The sequence below is a fragment of the Bacillus sp. RHFS10 genome (assembly GCF_016757475.1).
In the GTDB taxonomy this organism is placed as follows: Bacteria; Bacillota; Bacilli; order Bacillales; family Bacillaceae; genus Bacillus; species Bacillus subtilis_G.
In genome coordinates, this window is the sequence record NZ_JAESPO010000003.1 from 228,275 (window position 1) to 247,965 (window position 19,691).

7 protein-coding genes are annotated in these 19,691 nt (G+C 45.0%); all 7 read right to left on the reverse strand.

Going from position 1 to position 19,691, the window contains the following annotated elements; genetic code table 11:
* Nucleotides 1-13: 13 nt before the first annotated feature.
* The 7 genes from JMN17_RS13620 to JMN17_RS13650 are packed head-to-tail and all read right to left on the reverse strand — an operon-like array spanning nucleotide 14 to nucleotide 19,691.
* Entirely contained in the window at nucleotides 14-4,537 is a 4,524-nt protein-coding gene (locus JMN17_RS13620) for a type I polyketide synthase (protein ID WP_202328335.1), read from the reverse strand.
* Nucleotides 4,530-7,199 (reverse strand): non-ribosomal peptide synthetase, encoded by a 2,670-nt coding sequence (locus JMN17_RS13625; protein ID WP_202328336.1) that lies wholly within the window; start codon nucleotides 7,197-7,199, stop codon nucleotides 4,530-4,532. Before JMN17_RS13625 ends, JMN17_RS13620 begins: the two co-directional genes overlap by 8 nt.
* A gap of 19 nt (nucleotides 7,200-7,218) precedes the next feature.
* Complete coding sequence (locus JMN17_RS13630; RefSeq protein ID WP_202328337.1) at nucleotides 7,219-16,314, reverse strand: non-ribosomal peptide synthetase/type I polyketide synthase; 9,096 nt, start codon at nucleotides 16,312-16,314, stop codon at nucleotides 7,219-7,221.
* A gap of 21 nt (nucleotides 16,315-16,335) precedes the next feature.
* Complete coding sequence (locus tag JMN17_RS13635) at nucleotides 16,336-17,478, reverse strand: acyl-CoA dehydrogenase family protein (protein WP_087991368.1); 1,143 nt, start codon at nucleotides 17,476-17,478, stop codon at nucleotides 16,336-16,338.
* Nucleotides 17,465-17,734: an acyl carrier protein gene (locus JMN17_RS13640; protein WP_003240117.1), complete on the reverse strand. Its 270-nt coding sequence runs from the start codon at nucleotides 17,732-17,734 to the stop codon at nucleotides 17,465-17,467. Before JMN17_RS13640 ends, JMN17_RS13635 begins: the two co-directional genes overlap by 14 nt.
* Before the next feature lie 25 nt (nucleotides 17,735-17,759).
* Nucleotides 17,760-18,821 carry an HAD-IIIC family phosphatase gene (locus JMN17_RS13645; RefSeq protein ID WP_087991367.1) on the reverse strand — a complete coding sequence of 354 codons (1,062 nt, stop codon included), beginning with the start codon at nucleotides 18,819-18,821 and terminating at the stop codon, nucleotides 17,760-17,762.
* A gap of 15 nt (nucleotides 18,822-18,836) precedes the next feature.
* Nucleotides 18,837-19,691, reverse strand: a complete 855-nt coding sequence (locus JMN17_RS13650; protein ID WP_087991366.1) for a 3-hydroxyacyl-CoA dehydrogenase family protein — start codon at nucleotides 19,689-19,691, stop codon at nucleotides 18,837-18,839.

Sequence of the window (19,691 nt, forward strand, 5' to 3'; positions counted from 1 at the left end):
ATCAGCCTCCCATCTATTTTCGTCTCATTCGCTGTTTTCGCCGGTTTTTCCCTTCATTTATGGCTTTTTGGCGATCTGGCTCTACTCCTTTTATGTGTAAGTCATCACCGCTTTGCTGCGCTTTAACAGCTTGGGTTAACGCCGCAACCGTCGGGTGGGCATACATCATCACAACCGGGATATCCACGCCGAGTTCGTTTTTGATTCTCCCGCTCACCTGAAGCAGATCCAGTGAAGAGGCTCCTAATTCAAAGAAATTCATATTTACATCTGTTTCAGAATGAAAATAATCTTTGAAGATATTCATTAACCTATCTTCAAGTGTATCTAACCGGTCTTTTGTCAGCACATGCTCTGCGGTTTGTCTGTCCTTTTTCACATAGCTGTCTTTCATTCGTTTGTTTACGTCCTGCAGTGAAATCAGGACTTGCGGGTAGCTCAGCTGCAAAGCTCTCATAAACGCTTTTGCGCCTTGACTCGGCTGAATTCCTTGGTTTTGCTCTTCTTTGTTCGCTATCTTCGAAAGAATGGTCGCCGTTTCTGATTCATATGCCATCCCTACTTGTTCCCAACGGTCCCAGTTAACCGTCACCATGTTTTCGCCTTCTTTTTGGCATGCGTGAGCATAACTGTCCAAAAATGCGTTTGATGCAGCGTAGCCGACTTGGCCCCCCGCTCCCAAAAATGAAACAAGAGAGGAACAAATGAAGAAGAAGTCCGGCTGTTTGTTTCTAAGCACTTGTCTTAACAGAGCCGTTCCTGTTATTTTGGCTTTCGCCATATGCCTCTCATCGTCTGGCGTCCTTGCGTGAATCACTTTGCCATCAGGAATGCCTGCCGCATGAATAACGCCATGAATAGCTTGTCCGAAGCGAGATGCTGCTGTTTGCAGGGCTTTTTGAAGCTCTGCCTCGTCTGAAATATCCGTCTGCAATACCAGCACTTCGGCTCCAGCCTTCTCGAGCTCCGCTACAGCATTGCGTTTTTTTGCTTTAGCGTCTGCTTTTAGTTGATCGGTCAGTCCTGTCCGGCTTAGCAGCACAAGCTTTGCTTGAACCGTTACAGCTAAATGAGATGCAAGAGATAATCCGATACCGCCAAGGCCGCCTGTAATGATATAAACTCCTTTATGCCTGAGTTTTCCGGTCATATTCATCTCATCTTGCTTGGCCGGCTGCTTCGCCTGCCGAATCCATCTGCTGTTTCCGCGGTAAGCCACAATAGGCTGATCATCTTCTTTTTTCAGTTCATAAGAAATCATTTCAGGCCAGCTTGATTGGCCCCGTCTCGGATCCAGATAAAGATCAACCGCTTTACAGCTGATCTGCTTATACTCTTGCGGAATGGTCAAACAGACTCCGGTCAGCGCAGCCTGATGAGGCTGAAGTTCCTCCGTTCCCGTCACATCGTGGGCTTGATTGGTCACTGCGGTTATGTTGAATCTTTTATTGCTCTCTGTTCCAAGTAAACGGACAAGATCAAGAAGAGGGAGATAACCGGCTATTGTGTGCTCCGCAATGTCTCCATCACGGCAATCACAGTCTTGCAGCCACATCCAGATGATTTCATCAGGGACAAACCCTCTTGAATTGAGTTCATCCAGCAGCTTCCGAAAGTGGGACGTATCCCCGCGGTTTACCGTAAACGTGTTTATATCTGTTTCCGCAAAGCAATCACCCGGCAGGACAGACACTGCCTCCGCTTGCTGTTTTATGAGATGTTGGCTGACATCACCGTTTTCTTCAAAAACAAGTATCCTCTTTCCTTGATGAGTGAATGTCTCATTGACTGGTTCCATTCGTTCCCAGAACGGAACGGAAAACCACTTATCAAAAGGAAGCTGTTTTTCACTTGAAGCAACGTTTAATTTCAATTCGTTTTTGATCTTTTCTTCCATTCCACCCTGAGATATTTGCGGATCGGGAAATACTTGATGCTCAAAAGGATAAGTCGGAAGCGGGACCCTTTCGTATGAGCCCCCCTTTCGAAATTGCTCCCAGTTCATGTTTACACCATGCGTCCAAAGCCTGCCGATGCTGTTTAACAGATAGACACGATCAGATGATACTTCCTTTGGATGCCTGATGATATTTACCGCGGCATGCCGCTCTGTCATAAAACCCTTATGCTTTCTCACAAACTGCGTTAAAGTGTTCCCTGGCCCGATCTCAACGAATACAACATTGCCCATTTGTAAAAGTGTGTTCAGCCCTGAATGAAAATCAACCTTTTCTATGATTTGCGAAGCCCAATATTCCGGATCTGCCGCCTGCTCTCTTTGTATCCAATCGCCTGTCACATTCGAAATAAACGGAAGGTCAGGTACTTGGAATTCCATGTTTTTCAGAATATCAGCAAAACGAGAGGCTGCCGGCTTCATCATGCTTGAATGAAACGCATGGGACGTTTTTAAGTGCTGAAGTGGCACTCCTTTGGACTGAAGGCGCGTGGCAAAAGCATTGATTGGCTCCATAAAACCTGATACAACGGATAAATCAGAGCTGTTTGAAGCCGAAAGCTCAACGCCCTCCGTCAATTCCATTTCTATCTCTCTGCCAGACAGCCCGACGCTCAACATTTCTCCCTCCGGCATCTCCTGCATCAATCGGCCTCTCACCACAACCATATGAAGCGCGTCTTCTAATGAACAAATGCCTGACAGACAGGCTGCCGTTACTTCTCCTATGCTGTGGCCTATCATGTATTGCGGCTTTAAACCTTTTTTGATCAAGAAGGACGCCAGCGCATATTCAAAAGAAAATAAAATAGGCTGTGTATATGAAGTTTCATGGATAAGCCGTTCGGCTTCTTTGCTTTCTGCTTCATTAGCCGGAAACATGATGCTTCTAATATTGAGTCCTTCCTCAGCTTGCAGAATGGCAAAACAGCGGTGCAGCTCCTCCTGAAATATGGGCTCCATTTCATACAGTTGTTTCCCCATATTGACGTATTGAGAGCCTTGACCGGAAAACATAAAGACAACCGCCGGCTTTTCCAGGGCTATTGAAGAAGTTGCCTTATCGCTTGTTATTCCTAAAGGACCCGCCGTAAATGCCTGACGATACTGAAAATGCCTGCGGCCCTCTTGCAGCGTGTATGAAATGTCTTGGAGCGGTACCTCTTCATTCTCTTTTATAAATTGCTTGACTTGATCCGCAGCCTTAGTTGCAGCTTTTTCAGACCGGGCAGAAATAAGCATAAGGCAGTCTTCATGATCCTCTTTATGGCGTCTTTCCTTCATCGGCGGCTCCTCCATGACAACATGAACATTCGTGCCGCCGATCCCAAAGGAACTGACCCCTGCCCGAAACACACGGTCAGATGCTGTCCATTGTTTTGCTGATGTGCTGACATAAAAAGGACTGTTTTCAAAATCAATTTTAGGATTGGGCTTTTTGTAATGAAGAATTGGCGGCAGGATTCTCGCTTTGAGACTCAGCGCCGTCTTAATAAACCCCGCAATTCCCGCGGCAGAATCCAAGTGACCGATATTTGTTTTAACAGAGCCGATCGCGCAGTATTGCTTCTTTTCTGTTTGAAACGCTTGGTTAAGCGCCTCTATTTCAACTGGGTCTCCTAGCGAAGTGCCCGTGCCATGCGCTTCGACATAAGAAATACTTTCGGGCTCTACACGGCTGATGTTCAATGCTTTTCTAATGACATCTGCCTGCCCTTCGATACTTGGCGCGGTGTAACCGACTTTACGGCTGCCGTCATTGTTATATGCTGATCCCTTAATGACAGCGTAAATATGGTCTTGATCCTTCAGCGCCTGCTTTAAGGTTTTGAGCACTACAACACCGCAGCCCTCGCCCCCGACTGTCCCTTTTGCTTCCGCATCAAATGCGCGGCAGCGGCCGTCTGGCGACATAATCATCCCTTCTTGATACATATAACCCTTTTTGTGGGGACAAGTCACCGTTACACCTCCGGCCAGTGCCATTTTACAGTCGCCGGTAAGCAAAGCTCTGGATGCGAGATGCACAGCGGTCAGAGAAGAAGAACAAGCTGTATCCACTGCGATACTCGGCCCTTTCAAATTTAATTTGTAAGAAATTTGCGTATTCATAAAGTCCTTGTCCGTCAACTGCACAGCAGCAAACTGCTCAGAAGAACTGCTGCTTCTCAGCAGCATTGAACTTGCCTGCCAGTACAAATTCGCAGACGCAGCGCCGTATAAGCCGATAGGCTGGGAATAGTTTTCGGGATTGTACCCGGCGTTTTCAAGGGATTCCCACGCGACTTCATGAAACATGCGCACTTGCGGGTCCATTACCTCAGCTTCGCGCTGTGAGTAGCCGAAAAACGCTGCGTCAAAGTGGTCATGCCGGTCTACTTTTCCTTTGGCCCTGACATAATTCTTATGATCGAGCTGCTCTTTAGGCACACCAGCTTCCATAAGCTCTTCTTTTGAGAAAAATGTAATGGATTCCGTGCCCGTTTTGATATTCTCCCAAAACTCTTCAATATTTTTGGCACCTGGGAAACGGCAAGCCATTCCGATAACCGCGATTTCCAAGCCTGTTGTTTTACTCATCAGAGATCCCGCCTAACAGTTGTGAGACATTTTCTAAATCTTCCGCTGCCTCTTCCACTCTCTCAGCGTTTGCCTGAGAACCCTCAGACTCCGTTTGCCGGCTGAGCTGGGCAGCTATTGTTGAAATGGATGTATATTGAAACAGCTGAACAACTGACAGCTCTTGTCCAAACTGCTCTTTCAATTTGTTCGATAGTTCTACGATGTGAAATGAATTTCCGCCGATATCAAAAAAGTTATCTTCCATGCTGATTTCAGATTCAGGTATATTCAAAATGCCAGCAAAAATGGAAACCAGCTTTTTCTCTGTTTCATTGTGCGGTTTTATGACCTGCTCGTCAGATTCAGGCTCTTCCAAAGGATCTGGAAGAGCCTTGATATCAAGCTTTCCTGACAGGTTCATCGGAAACGAATCTATGCGAATGAATCGTCTTGGAATCATATAAGCCGGCAGCTTTGCTGCTAAAAATTCTCTCATTTTTCGAGTTTTCAGCTTTTGATCGGAAATGAAATACGCCACAAGAAACTGGTCATCCGATTCCTTTTGAACTGGAATAATCACCACGTCATGAATGATTTGTCCGGACTCACTGTAATCAAGCAAGGCTTTTCTAATCTCATCCAGCTCTACTCTGAATCCTCTTATTTTCACTTGATCATCATACCTGCCAAAAAATTCGATTAAGCCGTCAGAACGCCATCTCGCCAAGTCACCGGTATGATAAAGCTTGCTGGCGGGGATATGCTGCGGTACTGTAAACTTTTCAGCCGTCAGCTCAGGCTGGCCGATATATCCTCTTGCCACACCGTCGCCGGCAATGCATAATTCTCCGTACAAGCCAATGGGCACAGGCTGGCCGCAATGATCCAGAATAAAAATCTGCTCATTTGGCATCGGCCTGCCGATCGGCACGGCGGCTTCATTCCAAGGCTCAGGAATAATAAAAGCCGCTGACTGTACAGCGCATTCCGTCGGGCCGTAATTATTTGTCATCACAGGCTTGCCGGCTTGAAACGTTTGTAAAAACTGGTGAACCAATTGAGGCGGAAGAACTTCGCCGCCTGCTAATATTAACTTCAATTCGTTAACGTGGTGCGGCTCTTTCTCAGCGGCTTTAATCATTAGGCGCAAATGAGAGGGGGTCGCATCTGAAATATGAATGCGGTTCTCTTCATAAAAAGACCACAGCTGCTTTCCATCCATCCTTGCATGATCCGGTGCAATATATAAGGTGTGTCCGAGAAGCACTGCAGGAAATAACGTTTGCACAGATGCGTCAAAAATATGAGATGCAAGCATGCCGATGCGGAGATGCACTTGTGAAAACGGCTGAAAATGAAGGCTGTCTATGCCATATACTAAATTGATGACTTGACGATGCTCCACCATCACGCCTTTCGGTTTGCCTGTTGTCCCGGATGTATACAGCACATAAGCGAGATTTTCTGGAGACGGCAGACGCCCATGCTCCGCCGTCCCTTCAAATTTCATCATTTCCTCTATCAATAAGCTTTTTTTATCCCCAGCAGAAATGTCATGATCCTCGTTCGTGATCACAAACCGCGAACCGCTGTTTCTCAGCATATAATCCATCCGTTCGGACGGCATATTTACATCTATCGGCAAATAAGGACAGCCGGCTTTTAATATGCCTAATATGCCGATAACCATCTCTGCCGAACGATGAACCATCAGCCCAACAGGCTCCTCATGACGAACACCCTCTTTTATCAAAAAAGCAGCGACCCTGTCTGACAATTCATCAGCCTCACTGTATGTGAAGCTGACATCTTCATAAACAATCGCAGGCTGATCCGGCTTGCGATCGGCCTGTTCTTTGAATAGATCGACAATTGATTTGTTTTTCGGATATGGCTGATTTGTTTGGTTAAATGTCATGATGATTTTCTCTCTCTCTTCTTGAGAAAGAAATTGCAGCTCAGTAACCGGCGTCTCTGGCGCTGACATCGCCTGCTCTGCCAGCGTGCAAAAATGGCCTGCTATCCGTTCAGCCGTTTCAAAGGTGTAATGCCTTAAATTCCAGCTCACCTTACCAGTCAGTATCCCTTCGTCACGCTGAATGGAAATCAACAAATCGGTGTCCATCTCTTTCAATGAGGCGGGCTGCTGAAGATCAGCCATTGCCACGGAAATGCCGAAGCGGGGATCCCCTTTTATATGCAAAGGATAGAGCTCATCCAACAGGATTTTCACAGGATAATTTTGATGGGCATACGCTTGTTGAAAAGACTGTTTCACGCGCTCAAGGCAGTCTCTGAAACTCATAGAAGGGTTTATTTTCACCGGCAGCGGAAGAAGATCATTGATCACCGGCTGTGTTTCCCGCTGTCTCAACACAGGGGCCGACGCCAGGATATCCGTTCTTCCGCTGTACCTGTGCAGCAATGTGACTGCCACAGTCATAAAAATGATAAACATACGCAAATCTGAAGCTCCGGATGCCTTTAAGATGGCCTTTTCCAGCTGAGCCGGGAATGAAAAAGTGAATGAAGCTTCTTCATCGTTTTGATCAAGAAGCTGTGAATCATAAGGAAACCGGCAGTCCGACGGGATTTGAGATAATAGAGAAGTCCAATATTGCCGCTCCTTCACTTTTTCAAGAGCTGCGGTTTTCAATTGAAAGACATCGGTTTGGTTCATTGTTATTCACCTATTTCTGCTAGATTTTCAGATCGTCTAGTTCCAGCAACGATACCTTTTCTAAATCATTGATGCCTGAAGTCAGGTCAATATCCTTGAGAGCGGTTTGCTTACAATCAATCACGGCTGACAGCACCTTTTTAATCCCTTTCGCAACGCTTTCAATGGTTTCTCTTGTAAACAGCTCAGTACTGTATTCAATGACAGAAGATAAACCGTTTTCGTCTTCTGAAGCGATCCAAAGCAAATCAAACCGGGAAACCGCTGTTTCATATTCATAGTCGGTTAATGTGATCCCGTCTACCTCTAAAGCAGGCTGGCTTAGATTCTGCAGTGCAAAAACAGTATCAAAAATATGATTACTATTTAACGTCCTATCTAACTTCAAATCTTGAACCATATGTTCATACTGATAATCTTGATGATCAAAGTCATCAATCACCAGCTGCTTGACATGGTGCAGAAATTGAGTGAACGTCATCTCTTTTTTCGGATAAAACCGAAGCGGAAGCATATTAACGAATATACCGATGATCCGCTGCAGTTCCTCCTGCCTTCTCCCCGCGACCGGAACGCCGACTACAATGTCGGACTGCCCAGTGAGCTTGTGCAGCAGGATTTGATAGATTGATAAAAGCCCCATAAACAGCGTCGCATCCTCATCGGCCATAATGGCTTTGAACGCCTCCAGCTCTTTTTTGCTTATATAAAAACGATAATGGGCGCCGGCAAAGCTTTTGACAACAGGTCTCTGATAATCAGCCGGCAGCTGAAGCTCACGAAATCCGTCAAGCCGTTTCAGCCAATATGTTTTCACCTCATTCAGATCATCAGACTGAAACATCAGATTCTGCCATTCTGAGAAATCTTTATATTGCAATTCAAGTGGCGCAAGCTCCTTACCGTCATACAGATCCATAAATTCGCTGACCAAGATATCCTGAGATAAACCATCTGAAATAATATGGTGCATATCGAGCATCAGAATATACTCGTTTTCAGAGTTCTTCATAACACCAGCTCTCATCAGGGGAGCCTGATCAAGCTGGAACGGCTTTAAAAAGCCGCTGATGACTTCTTGTTCTTTTTGATTTTGTCCTTCCTGGCCTCCCACATTTGATAGGTCAAAAAAGTCCGCATGAAATTCCGCATGCTCAGCTATGCACTGCATAGGAACACCGTCTATTGCTTTAAAGGATGTTCTTAAACTCTCATGACGTATAATCAATTGCTTGAACACATTCTCAAGCCTTTGCATGTCAAGCTTTCCTGCAATCTTGCCGGCAGTGAACTCATTGTAGCCTGTGCTTGTTTGATCTAACTGCTGTACAAGATAAAGCCGTTTTTGCGCTGAGGATAACGGATAATAATCCCTTTTCGCAGCTTTTTTTATCTTTCTGTAAATCTTCTTGTCGGCTTGGCTGATAAATTCGGCCATCTGCCTGATCGTCGGAATGTTAAAGAAATCCGGCAGCGCAATTTCCACATTGAATGCTTGATGAATAATGGAAATGAAAGTAATCGCCTTTAACGAATCCCCGCCCATTTCAAAGAAATCATCGTCTATGCCGATTTGATCAATCTTGAAAAACGACTGCCATTGAACAAGAAGTTCTTTTTCCATATCAGTCACCGGTTCGGCATATTCAGCGGTAAGTTCCGGCCGTCCGTACAGCGAAACTTCCTCTTGCTCTTCACCGTTAGGCTTCTGCAGACGGTTCACATATTTTTGTATCCTTTCCTGCAGATCCGTGGCAGACACTACAATCTGATCCATATGATCAAATGTAAAAATCTTCTCAAAGATCTCTCTGCCCTCATGCGTACGAATCAGGGTATTTTCTAAATCCCCTCCGATTGGAATATCCGGTTTTTTGCCGTCCTCAAATTCCCAGCCGTCTAAATTTAGGGCTGTCCACTGAACAGGATGCTGTGAATTATGTTTATATACAAAGGCATCAACAAACTGGTTAACGGCAGTATAGGCGGTAAATCCAAGTCCTCCTAATATCGGAGACAAGGACGAAATCAAAAAGCAGAAATCAAGTGGTCGATCAGCCAACACTTTTTCTAATACCGCAACGCCCGTCATTTTTGCTTGAAAGTGAGCATTGGAGAAACTTTTATCCGTTTGTTCCATCATCCTGAATGATTGTTCGCCTGTTATTCCAGCTGCATAAATTACACCGTGGATGGAGCCGTACTTACGTTCAGCCATATGAACCAGTTCAGACATATCCGCTTCACAGCTTGCATCCGCAGCAACAGCAGTGACTTCTGCGCCTGTTTTTTCTATCTCATATATTGATTTTATTTTTTTAACGGTTGGATCATCCTCAGCATGCGTGCTGATTAAGGACTCCCATTCACTCCGCGGCGGTAGGCCGGAACGGCTTGTCAGAATAAGTTTTCCTTTTGTTTTCTCAGCAATGGTTTTTGCAGCATGTAAACCGATGAAGCCCAGCCCGCCAATCAGAATATATACACCTCCGGGACGAAGGTGCCCCTGCGATGATTCTGCAGGCACTGCTTTGTGAATAAAATTCCTAGTGTACCTTTTATTATTTCTGTAAACCGTTAGGAGATTACCGGATTCAGTCATCAGCTCTGATCTGATGAGTTCCAGCAGCTTGTCTTCTTTCCAGGAATCTTCTTTCTGTCTGTCTATATCAATCACTCGATAGCGAAGGAGCGGTGTTTCCTGAGAAATGACCATACACGGCCCCAGATGTACGGCTTTCTCTGGATACAGTATGTCTTCTCCGCCAAGCTGATACGTAAGGGACGATAACACAAAGATCGAAATTTCCTGCTTTGTTCCTTTCTTTTTCAATGCTTGCCCTAAGTAAAGCAAAGAGTAATAGGATTCGTTTTGCATCTGCTCAATCCACTCGGCAGCAGCTGATTCATTCTTCTCTGCCAGCCCCCAGAGGTGCAAAATCCGGCTGTACTGGATGTTTTCCTTCTCCAACACTTCAAAGAGACGGCAGTAATCTTCCGCAGAGTCCGGACGGAGTGTGTACACTCCTTTTTCAATCTGCTGAAAGCTATGTCCTTTTTTAATGATGACACAAGAAGCACAGGCTGGTTGAAGCCCCCGAATAAGCTTATGGCCAAAATCACTATCCTCCATGAAGACAAGCAAACTTTGTTCCGTCGCTTCAATCTCGCGAGAAATCGGCAGGATTTCTTTCTCCCATTGCGGCAGATAAAACCACTCCTGAACCGGGAGCTTTCCTTCGAAATGTTTTTTGCCTTTTCCGCTGGCTGTATGTTTCCGTTTGTACCAGAAGGATTCCTTTTCAAAAGGATATTGAGGCATAGAGACCTTTTCAGGATTTCTGCCCTCCTGCATCCCGCGCCAATCAATGTTCGCACCATACATCCATAGCGTGCCAATTCTGCTGAGTAAAAATTGGACATCTGACATACTCTGTCTGCTGTGTTTCAGCACATTGCAAGCATGCTGGCGCAGCTCATCCTTAATCGATCTCTTCACCAGCACACTTAAATCCTGTCCCGGGCCGATTTCGATAAAAATAGCATGTTCCTGCTTCGTTAACACGTCAATACCCTCGGCAAAGCGAACAGTCTCAGTCATGTGCCGCTTCCAATAGTCATAGTCCGCGGCTTCTTTATCCGCTATCCAGTCTCCCGTTAAATTTGAAAAGAAAGGAACATCCGGTTTTTGATAAGAAATGTGCTTTGCTGTATTTCCAAATCGTTCAGCTGCGGAAGCCATGACATGCGAATGAGCAGCAATTGAACCTTTTACTCTCATACAAAGCACTTTTTTGGCTTTTAACTGTTCTTCAAATACGGAAATGTCAGACTCAATCCCTGACACTATACAAGAAGCGTCATTAACAACAGCCAAGGAAATGCAATCAGGGAGAATCGGTTTCAATTCTTCCTCTGGCAATGGGACGCTTAGCATGATGCCTGACGGCGCTTCGTGCATAACTTGTCCACGTAAGCTGATTAGCTTGATGGCGTCCCTGAGCGTAAACACTCCCGATACCGCGGCAGCCGTTAGTTCACCAAAGCTGTAGCCGATCATAGCCCACGGCCGCAGCCCCCACTTCATCAGCAAAAGTGACAGCGCATATTCCAGCATAAAAATAGCAGGCTGGGCATATTTCGTCTCTTGAAGCTTTTTCGCGGCAGAGTCTTCATCCTGCTGGTCAGGGTATAGAATATCCTCAAGCCTCTCACCGGTCGCTTCATAGAATTCTAGAAAACAATGATCCATCGTCTCTTTGAAAAACGGCTCCTCCGTATACAAATCACGGCCCATGTTCACATATTGACTGCCTTGGCCCGAGAACATGAAAATCAATTTTTTATCCTTTTTCTCCTGAATCCGCGACATTCGGCTGAGTCCTCTGTCCTTTTTCTCGGAAAGCAGGCGGATGACATCCTGTCTGTCCTTTGCCACAAACATTTGCCTATAATCAAAGTGCTGTCTCCCAGCCTGCAGCGTATAAGCGGCGTCTGCTGCATTAAGCTCTATGTTCCTTTCCATGTGCTCGAGCAAAAGGTCTTTCGTTTTTTCTAAAGCATTCATCGTTTTTGCTGAAAGCGGAAACAGCTGATACGAACGCGAATGTTGTTCACGTTCACTGACAGGCGCTTCCTCCAGAATCACATGGGCATTGGTGCCGCCCATACCGAATGAGCTCACGCCTGCTCGTCTTGGGGTATTTGTTTTCTTCCACATTCGGAGCTTGTCATTCACAAGGAAAGGACTGTTTTCAAAATCAATATTCGGATTCGCTTCCCTAAAATGAAGGCTAGGCACAAATTGTTGATGCTTCAGAGAGAGAACTGTTTTAATGAGACCTGCCGCTCCAGCAGCAGCATCAAGGTGCCCAATATTCGTTTTTACGGAACCAATCCTGCAAAACGCGGTCTTATTCGTTTGAAACGCTTTTGTTAAGGCTTCAATTTCAATTGGATCTCCGAGAGCTGTGCCTGTTCCGTGAGTTTCCACATAGCTGATTGTTTCCGGTTCAATCCCCGCGTCAGCAATCGCATCTCTTATGACCTCTGTCTGGCCTTCCACACTCGGCGCATTAAAGCCTACCTTTTGGTCACCGTCATTGTTGACCGCAGACCCTTTTACAACCGCATAGATCCTATCGCCGTCAGCCAAAGCGCGGCTCAACGATTTCACTGCGACAAATCCGACTCCATCGCCTCCTACAGTGCCTTTCGCGTCTTTATCAAAGGTTCGGCAGTGACCGTCTGGTGATTTCACCATATTCTCTTGGTAGATGTAGCCTGACTTAACCGGATGGAGAATGGATACACCGCCTGCGAGAGCCACATCAGATTCTCCATTCAGCACTGATTTGCAAGCCAAATGCAACGCCACCAAGGAGGTTGAACAAGCTGTCTGCAGTGTAATGGCTGGACCTTTTAAATTAAGTTTATGAGCAACTCGCGTGCTGATCGTATAGGTATCATTTAAAGAGCCGATTTCAAACAGCTCTGACATCCTGCCGTCTAATGAATCAGCGAAATGCTGGAGCCATTGAAAATTTGAGGTTGTTCCAGTAAACAAACCGATTTTCCCTTCATATTCAGCTGAAACACACCCTGCATCCTCCAGCGTTTTCCATACATACTCATGAAGAAGACGGATTTGCGGATCCATGACCTCTGCCTGTCCCGGTGAATAGCCGAAGAAGGAGGCGTCAAATAAATCGGGGCCGTCGATGATTCCTTTCGCCCTTACATAATCAGTTCTCGTAAATGTTTGTTCATCAATGCCTTCCGCAAACAGTTCTTCATCAGTGAAAAAAGAGATGGATTCCTTGCCATTTTGCAGGTTATGCCAAAATTCATCTATGTTTTTAGCTCCGGGGAAACGCCCGGCCATCCCGATGATGGCGATGCTGTCATCTGAAGGATCCTTCCGCTTTGATATGAATGGTGTTTTCTTTTTTGATTGCTCTTCATCATGACCTGATAAGAATTCAGCAAGCATCTGAACTGTTGGACGGCGGAACATCTCAACCATCGGAATACTTTTTCCCGTTTCCTTAGAAAGCTGCTGATTGACTTGGATCAAATGCAGGGATGTGCCGCCGATTTCAAAAAATTTATCCTGCACATTGATGCTGTCTTGACCAAGTACGCGTTTCCAAACCTCCAGCACCATCTTTTCTGTTTCAGAAGCGGGGGCCGATGCAAACACCTCTCGTTTTGTCTCTGCTGCAAGCTCGGGCAGTGCTTTTTTATCCAATTTTCCATTGGCCGTCAGCGGCATCTCACTCATCACAATAAATCGGGATGGGATCATATATTCCGGCAAATAACGGCGCAAGTAAACGCGCAGCTGCTTTTCATCAATCGTCTCATCAGTGAAAAGATAAGCAGCCAGGCACGGCGTCTGGGACGCATCCTTCTTCACGACAGCCGCTGCCCCTTTTATACGCCCGTACCGGCAGAGCCAGTGCTCAATTTCCCCGCTCTCAATCCGATAGCCCCTAAGTTTGATTTGGTCATCGTTTCTGCCTAAAAACTGAATGGTTCCATCCGGTAAAAAGCGGGCTGCGTCTCCTGTTTTATACATTTTTTCTCCGGGTTTAAAAGGATTCGCCACAAAGCGCTCTGCCGTCAGTTCCTCCCGGCCTAAGTAGCCTTCTGCTACTCCTTTTCCGGCAATATATAGTTCTCCCGCTGCTCCTTGAGGCAGCAGATTCATATGTGAATCTAGAATGTATATATCAGTATGTGCTGCCGGCCGGCCGATCGGCACATACAGACCTTTATCCCTTTCAGATGAGTAGCGGTGAATCATGCAGCCGACTACCGTTTCCGTCGGGCCATATTCGTTAAAGATTTCAATTTCCCCATCGAAGTTCTGTTCAATTTTCGCCGCAAGAGAGGTTTCTAATTGCTCTCCCCCCAGTATCAGGCACTTCATCACACTGTCCCGAAACGGCATTCCGGAAATGAAATGCAGATGGGATGGCGTTAACTTCATAACATGGGCTCGATTATCTTTCAGAATCTGTTCCACAAGAAGCTGCTTGTTTTTATCACGATACACAATAATTGCGTTTCCTGTAATAAGCGGGGTAAAGATAGAAGTTACAGTTAAATCAAAAGATAGGGACGTATAAAGGGCAAAATCTCTTTTCTCATCTCTTACATATTGCTCGGCGGCCCAGGAAACATAATTTTCAAGACCAAGATGCTTAACAAGCACCCCTTTTGGCCTGCCTGTTGTTCCAGAGGTATAGATGCAATACGCAATGTCCTGCGAACCGTATTGTTTCACCAGATTGCTGTCGTTTCCTCGATAAAGGTTTTGATCGGTAATATCTATTTTCACACCATCGAACGAGTAAACCAGCCCCTCAATATCTTCTGTCAGCAGCAGTTTTATCCCGCTGTCCTGCAGGAGATATTCAATTCTTTCCGAAGGATAATCGGGATCAACTGGGACATAAGCGCCGCCCGCTTTTAATACAGCGAGACAAGCGATCACCATTTCAATTGAATGTTCTGTTAAAATACCGACTCTTTGTGCAGGTTTGACTCCCCGACTTTCTAAAAAGCGGGCGAGCTGATTCACTTTTTTATTTAATTGATCATAGGTCAGGGATTCCGAGCGAAAGTCCACAGCAAGCGCATCCGGCGTCTTTTCCGCCTGCTGTTCAAACAAATCAATAACAGTTTGATGTGTGTTGCCGGTCATACCTTTATAGCTGCAAAACTCTTCAAGCTGATAATGCACTTCGTCTTCGGAAAGCATATTCAAGCAGTGCACAGATCTGTCTGCCGGATACTCAATAACTTCCGATAACAGGTTGAGAAAATGATCTCCCAGCTGCTTCACTTGAAGAGCAGACATGACACCAGGATTGTATATAAATGAAAAATGGATATGCTCATCAAAAGCTTGTACGCTCAATGTCAAATCGAATTCAGTTTGTTCAAACATGTCGTATTGCTCGATTGAAAGAGGAAGACTGTTTGACTTAAGCATCTGGTCAAGTGGATAATTTTCAATCACGACAATCGTGTCAAATAATGACTGCTCAGCGGTCAGACCCGCATAGGTTTTTAAATCAGACAGCGGTGTATGTTCATACTCACTTCTCTTAGCAATCTGCTCATGTGCAAGCTGAATCACATCTAAAGGAGTGGAGTGAGGCGTGAAGCGGAGACGAAGCGGAATGGTATTGATAAACAGCCCCGTCATTTGTTCTATTCCAGGTACATCCGCGCCTCTTCCGGAAACGGTTGTCCCGAACACCACTTCTTCTTGATCAGAATAATTCTTTAGCAGCAGACCCCAGACACTATATAGAATTGAAGCCAGTGTAACCTGCCTTTCAGAAGCGAGTGAGCGCAGAGCTTTTCCTGCTGAAGCCGGAAGCTGTATTTCATGTTTAGAAAAAATAGCATTTCGCTTCCCTGGTCTTTCTGTATTCGGCAGCAATTGCACAGGCTCCCAGTCTTTCAATAATCCTTTCCAAAATGACGCCTGGCTGTCTTTTGTTTTACGCTGCTGTGCCTGCTGCCATTTCACAAATTCTTGATATGACGGTTTTTGTGGTATAACAGGTGTTTGACCCGTGGCTAACGCTTGATAGGACTCCATCCACTCTTTGAGGACAATCCCCATGCTCCAGCCGTCCATCAAGATATGATGAAAGCTGATCATCATCCAGGTCCCGTTTTCTTCTGTTTGATACAGTGTGACACGGAAAGGTACTTCTAGAAGTTGAAACGGCTCTTCCCGATCACTCTCCGCAAGCTCTTCCTTCAGCTTTTCCTGAGAAATGCCTTTCTCGAACGAGAGGCTCAGATAACGGATATCTATTTTATGATGCTTTAATATAACCTGAATTGGCTTAGCTGTTTCCTTCCACCTAAACACCGTCCGAAGCATTTCATTTTGCTGAACCGTTTGCTGCCATGCTTTTTCAAAAAGATCGCGGGCTGGCTCACTCTCTAGCTTGATTAGCATTTGTTCAAAATAAGCATTACCTTCCGGCTCCATTAAATGATGAAAAAGCAGACCTTCCTGAATGGTGGTCAGTCCGAGAATGTTGGCTATGTTATTTTTATCTATTTTTTTCATTTGCTCACTCACAGAATCCTCTCCATCCTCTGCCTATATATGTTTGACAAAATATCGTCTCAATCCATAATTCGCTATGACTTGCTGCTGAATTTGAGATGTTCCTTCAATGATTTCCAACACTTTGGCTTCTCTGTATAAGCGGGCAGCTGAATGATCTCTGCTGAAACCGCTTCCTCCATGGATCTGCACATTTGAATTGGTAATCTCCACAGCAATCTTTGAAGTGAAATATTTCGCGATAGACGTTTCCGTCACGGCCTCTGGATCTTGTTTCATCCGCATTTCGCCTGCTTTCATACATAAGGCTCGGGCTGCATGCAGCTGTGTTACAGCATCACCGATCATTCCTTTAATCATTTGATGTTTGTAGAGCTTCTCTCCAAATTGGCTTCTCTTCCGTGAATATGTGACTAAAGAATCGACGGCTTCCTGTGCAATCGCCAAGCCGGCCCATGCCACACTGTACCTCCCATGATCCAAGGCTAAATTAACGATGTAATTAAAGCCGCCCCCGATTGGCCCTAATATCTGATCTTCAGAAACCTCGACGCTGTCAAACTCTATTTCCGCAAGATAAGAAGCTCTATTGGCCATCATGCCTTCCATTTTTTTAACCGTTACTCCGCTCTGACGGCTGTCTACGATAAAGGCTGTAACCACTTCTCTATCACGGGCTATAACCAGAAAAAAGTCAGCAATGGCGCCAAAAGAAATCCATTTTTTTCTCCCGTTGATGACATAGCTGCTTCCGTTTCTTGTATACGATGTTTCAATGTGGTTTGCGTCTGAACCAATATTTGGTTCAGACAATGCAAACGCTCCGATTTTCTCTCCTTTTCCGATGGGGACAAGCCATTCTTCTTTTTGGCGCTCTGTACCGTACCGCAGCAGAGATTCACCGACTAACGAATTTACAGTCAAAAGGGTTCGAATATTACAGCACGCTTTACCTGCTTGTTCAGTAAACAAACCGTACTCGACAGGGTTCAATCCCAATCCGTGATAAACTTCCGGAATACCCGCAGCAAAATAAGATTTGCTCCCTAACTCTTTTATTAATTCTGCCGGGATGCATTCCTTCTCATCAAATTCGCCTGCAAAAGGTCTGATTTTTTCATCGCAGTAACCTCGGAAATCTTGAATGATGTCGGCTTTCATCTCAGCTGTTTTCATTAGCAAGCGCTCCGTTCTGTTTCTTTTCAATTAGGCTGACGATTCGGTTTACTGTGCTGAAGTTAGCAATATCTAAATCTTCGTTATCAAGCTGAAACCCAAAGTTTTGCTCAAGAAATGTTACAAGCTTCATCGCAAATAAAGAATTTACAAATCCCATTTCAAAAATGTGATCATCATTGGTTAATTCGATTTCATCGTCAAAGACCACCAAATTTTGTTCAATATATTCTCTAATTTGTTCATGAAGATTCATCTATTTGCTCTCCCCGCTATTTAGATTAATTGCTGCTTCCCGCAACAGGTGATTGGCTGAATTCCGTTTTGACCTCGACATACGCAGGATACGGCTGAATCCGGCTCAGGTCGTTTTCAAATAGAATGAAGCCGTCCGGGCCCTTCGTATGTTCTTTGAAATTGGCAAATTTATAGGTGATATACATGACTCTGTTGCGATCTGTTTGTTTAAAATCGGCAAACAGTTTTTTTCCTTTTTGTTTCGCTTCATTTAAAATAGCTGTCAGTAATATGGTACCGACACCGCGGGACATAACCCGGCATGACATTAAAAGAAGATTAATATGCCATTCATCTCCCTTTTCTTCTATTAAAGAGAGTCCGATCTTTCCATAAGAGCCGTACTTGTCCTCAAGCTCGCAGACTAACAGCATATGAGAATCTGACTTTCGGAAATCATTTAATTCCTGATAATCATATGTTTTTCCGCTTGCATTCAGCTGGTTTGTACGTACCGTTAGCTCTTCTGCCCGCTGCAAGTCGCTTTCTTGCGCATGGCTGATCGTAAACTTCATATTCAGAGTGGCAAGGAATTGTTCGGACGGTCCTTCAAACTGCTCTTCGTCCTCTTTTCTGCGGTCATCCTCAAGATACATCTGCCGGCGTCTTTTGGCATCCTCCGTTACGAATGCAGGCTTCAGCAAAGGATCGACGATGAGATCCTTATATCGAACGGCATCCCAGCACGAAATCTCCGGATGGGCATTTTTCACTTCTTCCCTTTCAAACGCTTGGTCGTCAATAAAGAGAAGCGTATCCTTATGAATATTGAGGTTTTTGCTGATTTTTTCTAAAGAAACCGATTTGGCATTCCAGCTGATTTCCGGATATAAAAAGAAATGATCTATTCCAAATTCCTTTAATTTTTCCATAGCAGCAGCTTCGTCATTTCTGCTTGCGACAGACAGCAATATGCCGCGTTCATCAAGCTCAGTCAAAATTTCTTTAATATTGTCCTTCAGCTTTACATCATCAGATTCAAGCAGAATACCATCCCATAGCGTATGATCTAAATCCCAGACAACACACTTAACTCCCTTTTTCAATGGTCTGCTCCTCCTTTAACTGTATTGAAAGAATCCTTGTCCTGACTTTCTCCCTAACTTTCCTGCGTCTACCATTTTCACGAGCAGCGGACATGGCCTGAATTTTGAATCTTTGTAGCTTTCATATAGAACCAGCAAGGAGTTAAGGATCGTATCAAGACCAATTAAATCCGCAGTCGCGAGCGGACCCATTTTATGCCCGAACCCGCCGCGGAAGATTTTATCCACATTGGCTGGGGTGGCCACTTGATCTTGAACCGTCCAAATGCTTTCATTAATGGTCAGCATTAATACACGATTTGACACAAAACCAGGCAAATCATAAACGACGACAGGATTTTTATCGAAAGATTTCAAAAACTCGACGGCTGCATTGACAGTCTCGTCAGAAGTGGCATCGCCCCGAATCACCTCTACAAGTTCTTTCAGAGGAACAGGATTCATGAAATGCGCTCCAATTACCTTATCCGGACGATTCATCAGTGAACCAACCTTCGTGATTGAGATACAGCTTGTATTTACAAGGTAGATGGTATCCTCTCGGCAGATATCCTTTAGTTGTAAATACACTTGTCTTTTTATCTCCCAATCTTCTGTTACGTTTTCAATGATGATATCAGCCGGCTCCAAATGGTGCGGCTCAGTCGTAAATTGAATGTTAGCAAGCACATTTTCCAGTGACATGCTGAATTTTTCTTTCCGCATTAGTTGAACAAGCCTGAATGTCTTTTTAATATTTTCCTCTGCGGCTTTCAGTTTTTCATCACTGATATCCAGCAAAATCACTTGATACCCGTTCGCAGACAAATCAAGAGCCATATCGGCCCCCATAACGCCTCCTCCGATAACACCGGCAGTTCTGAAATCCAT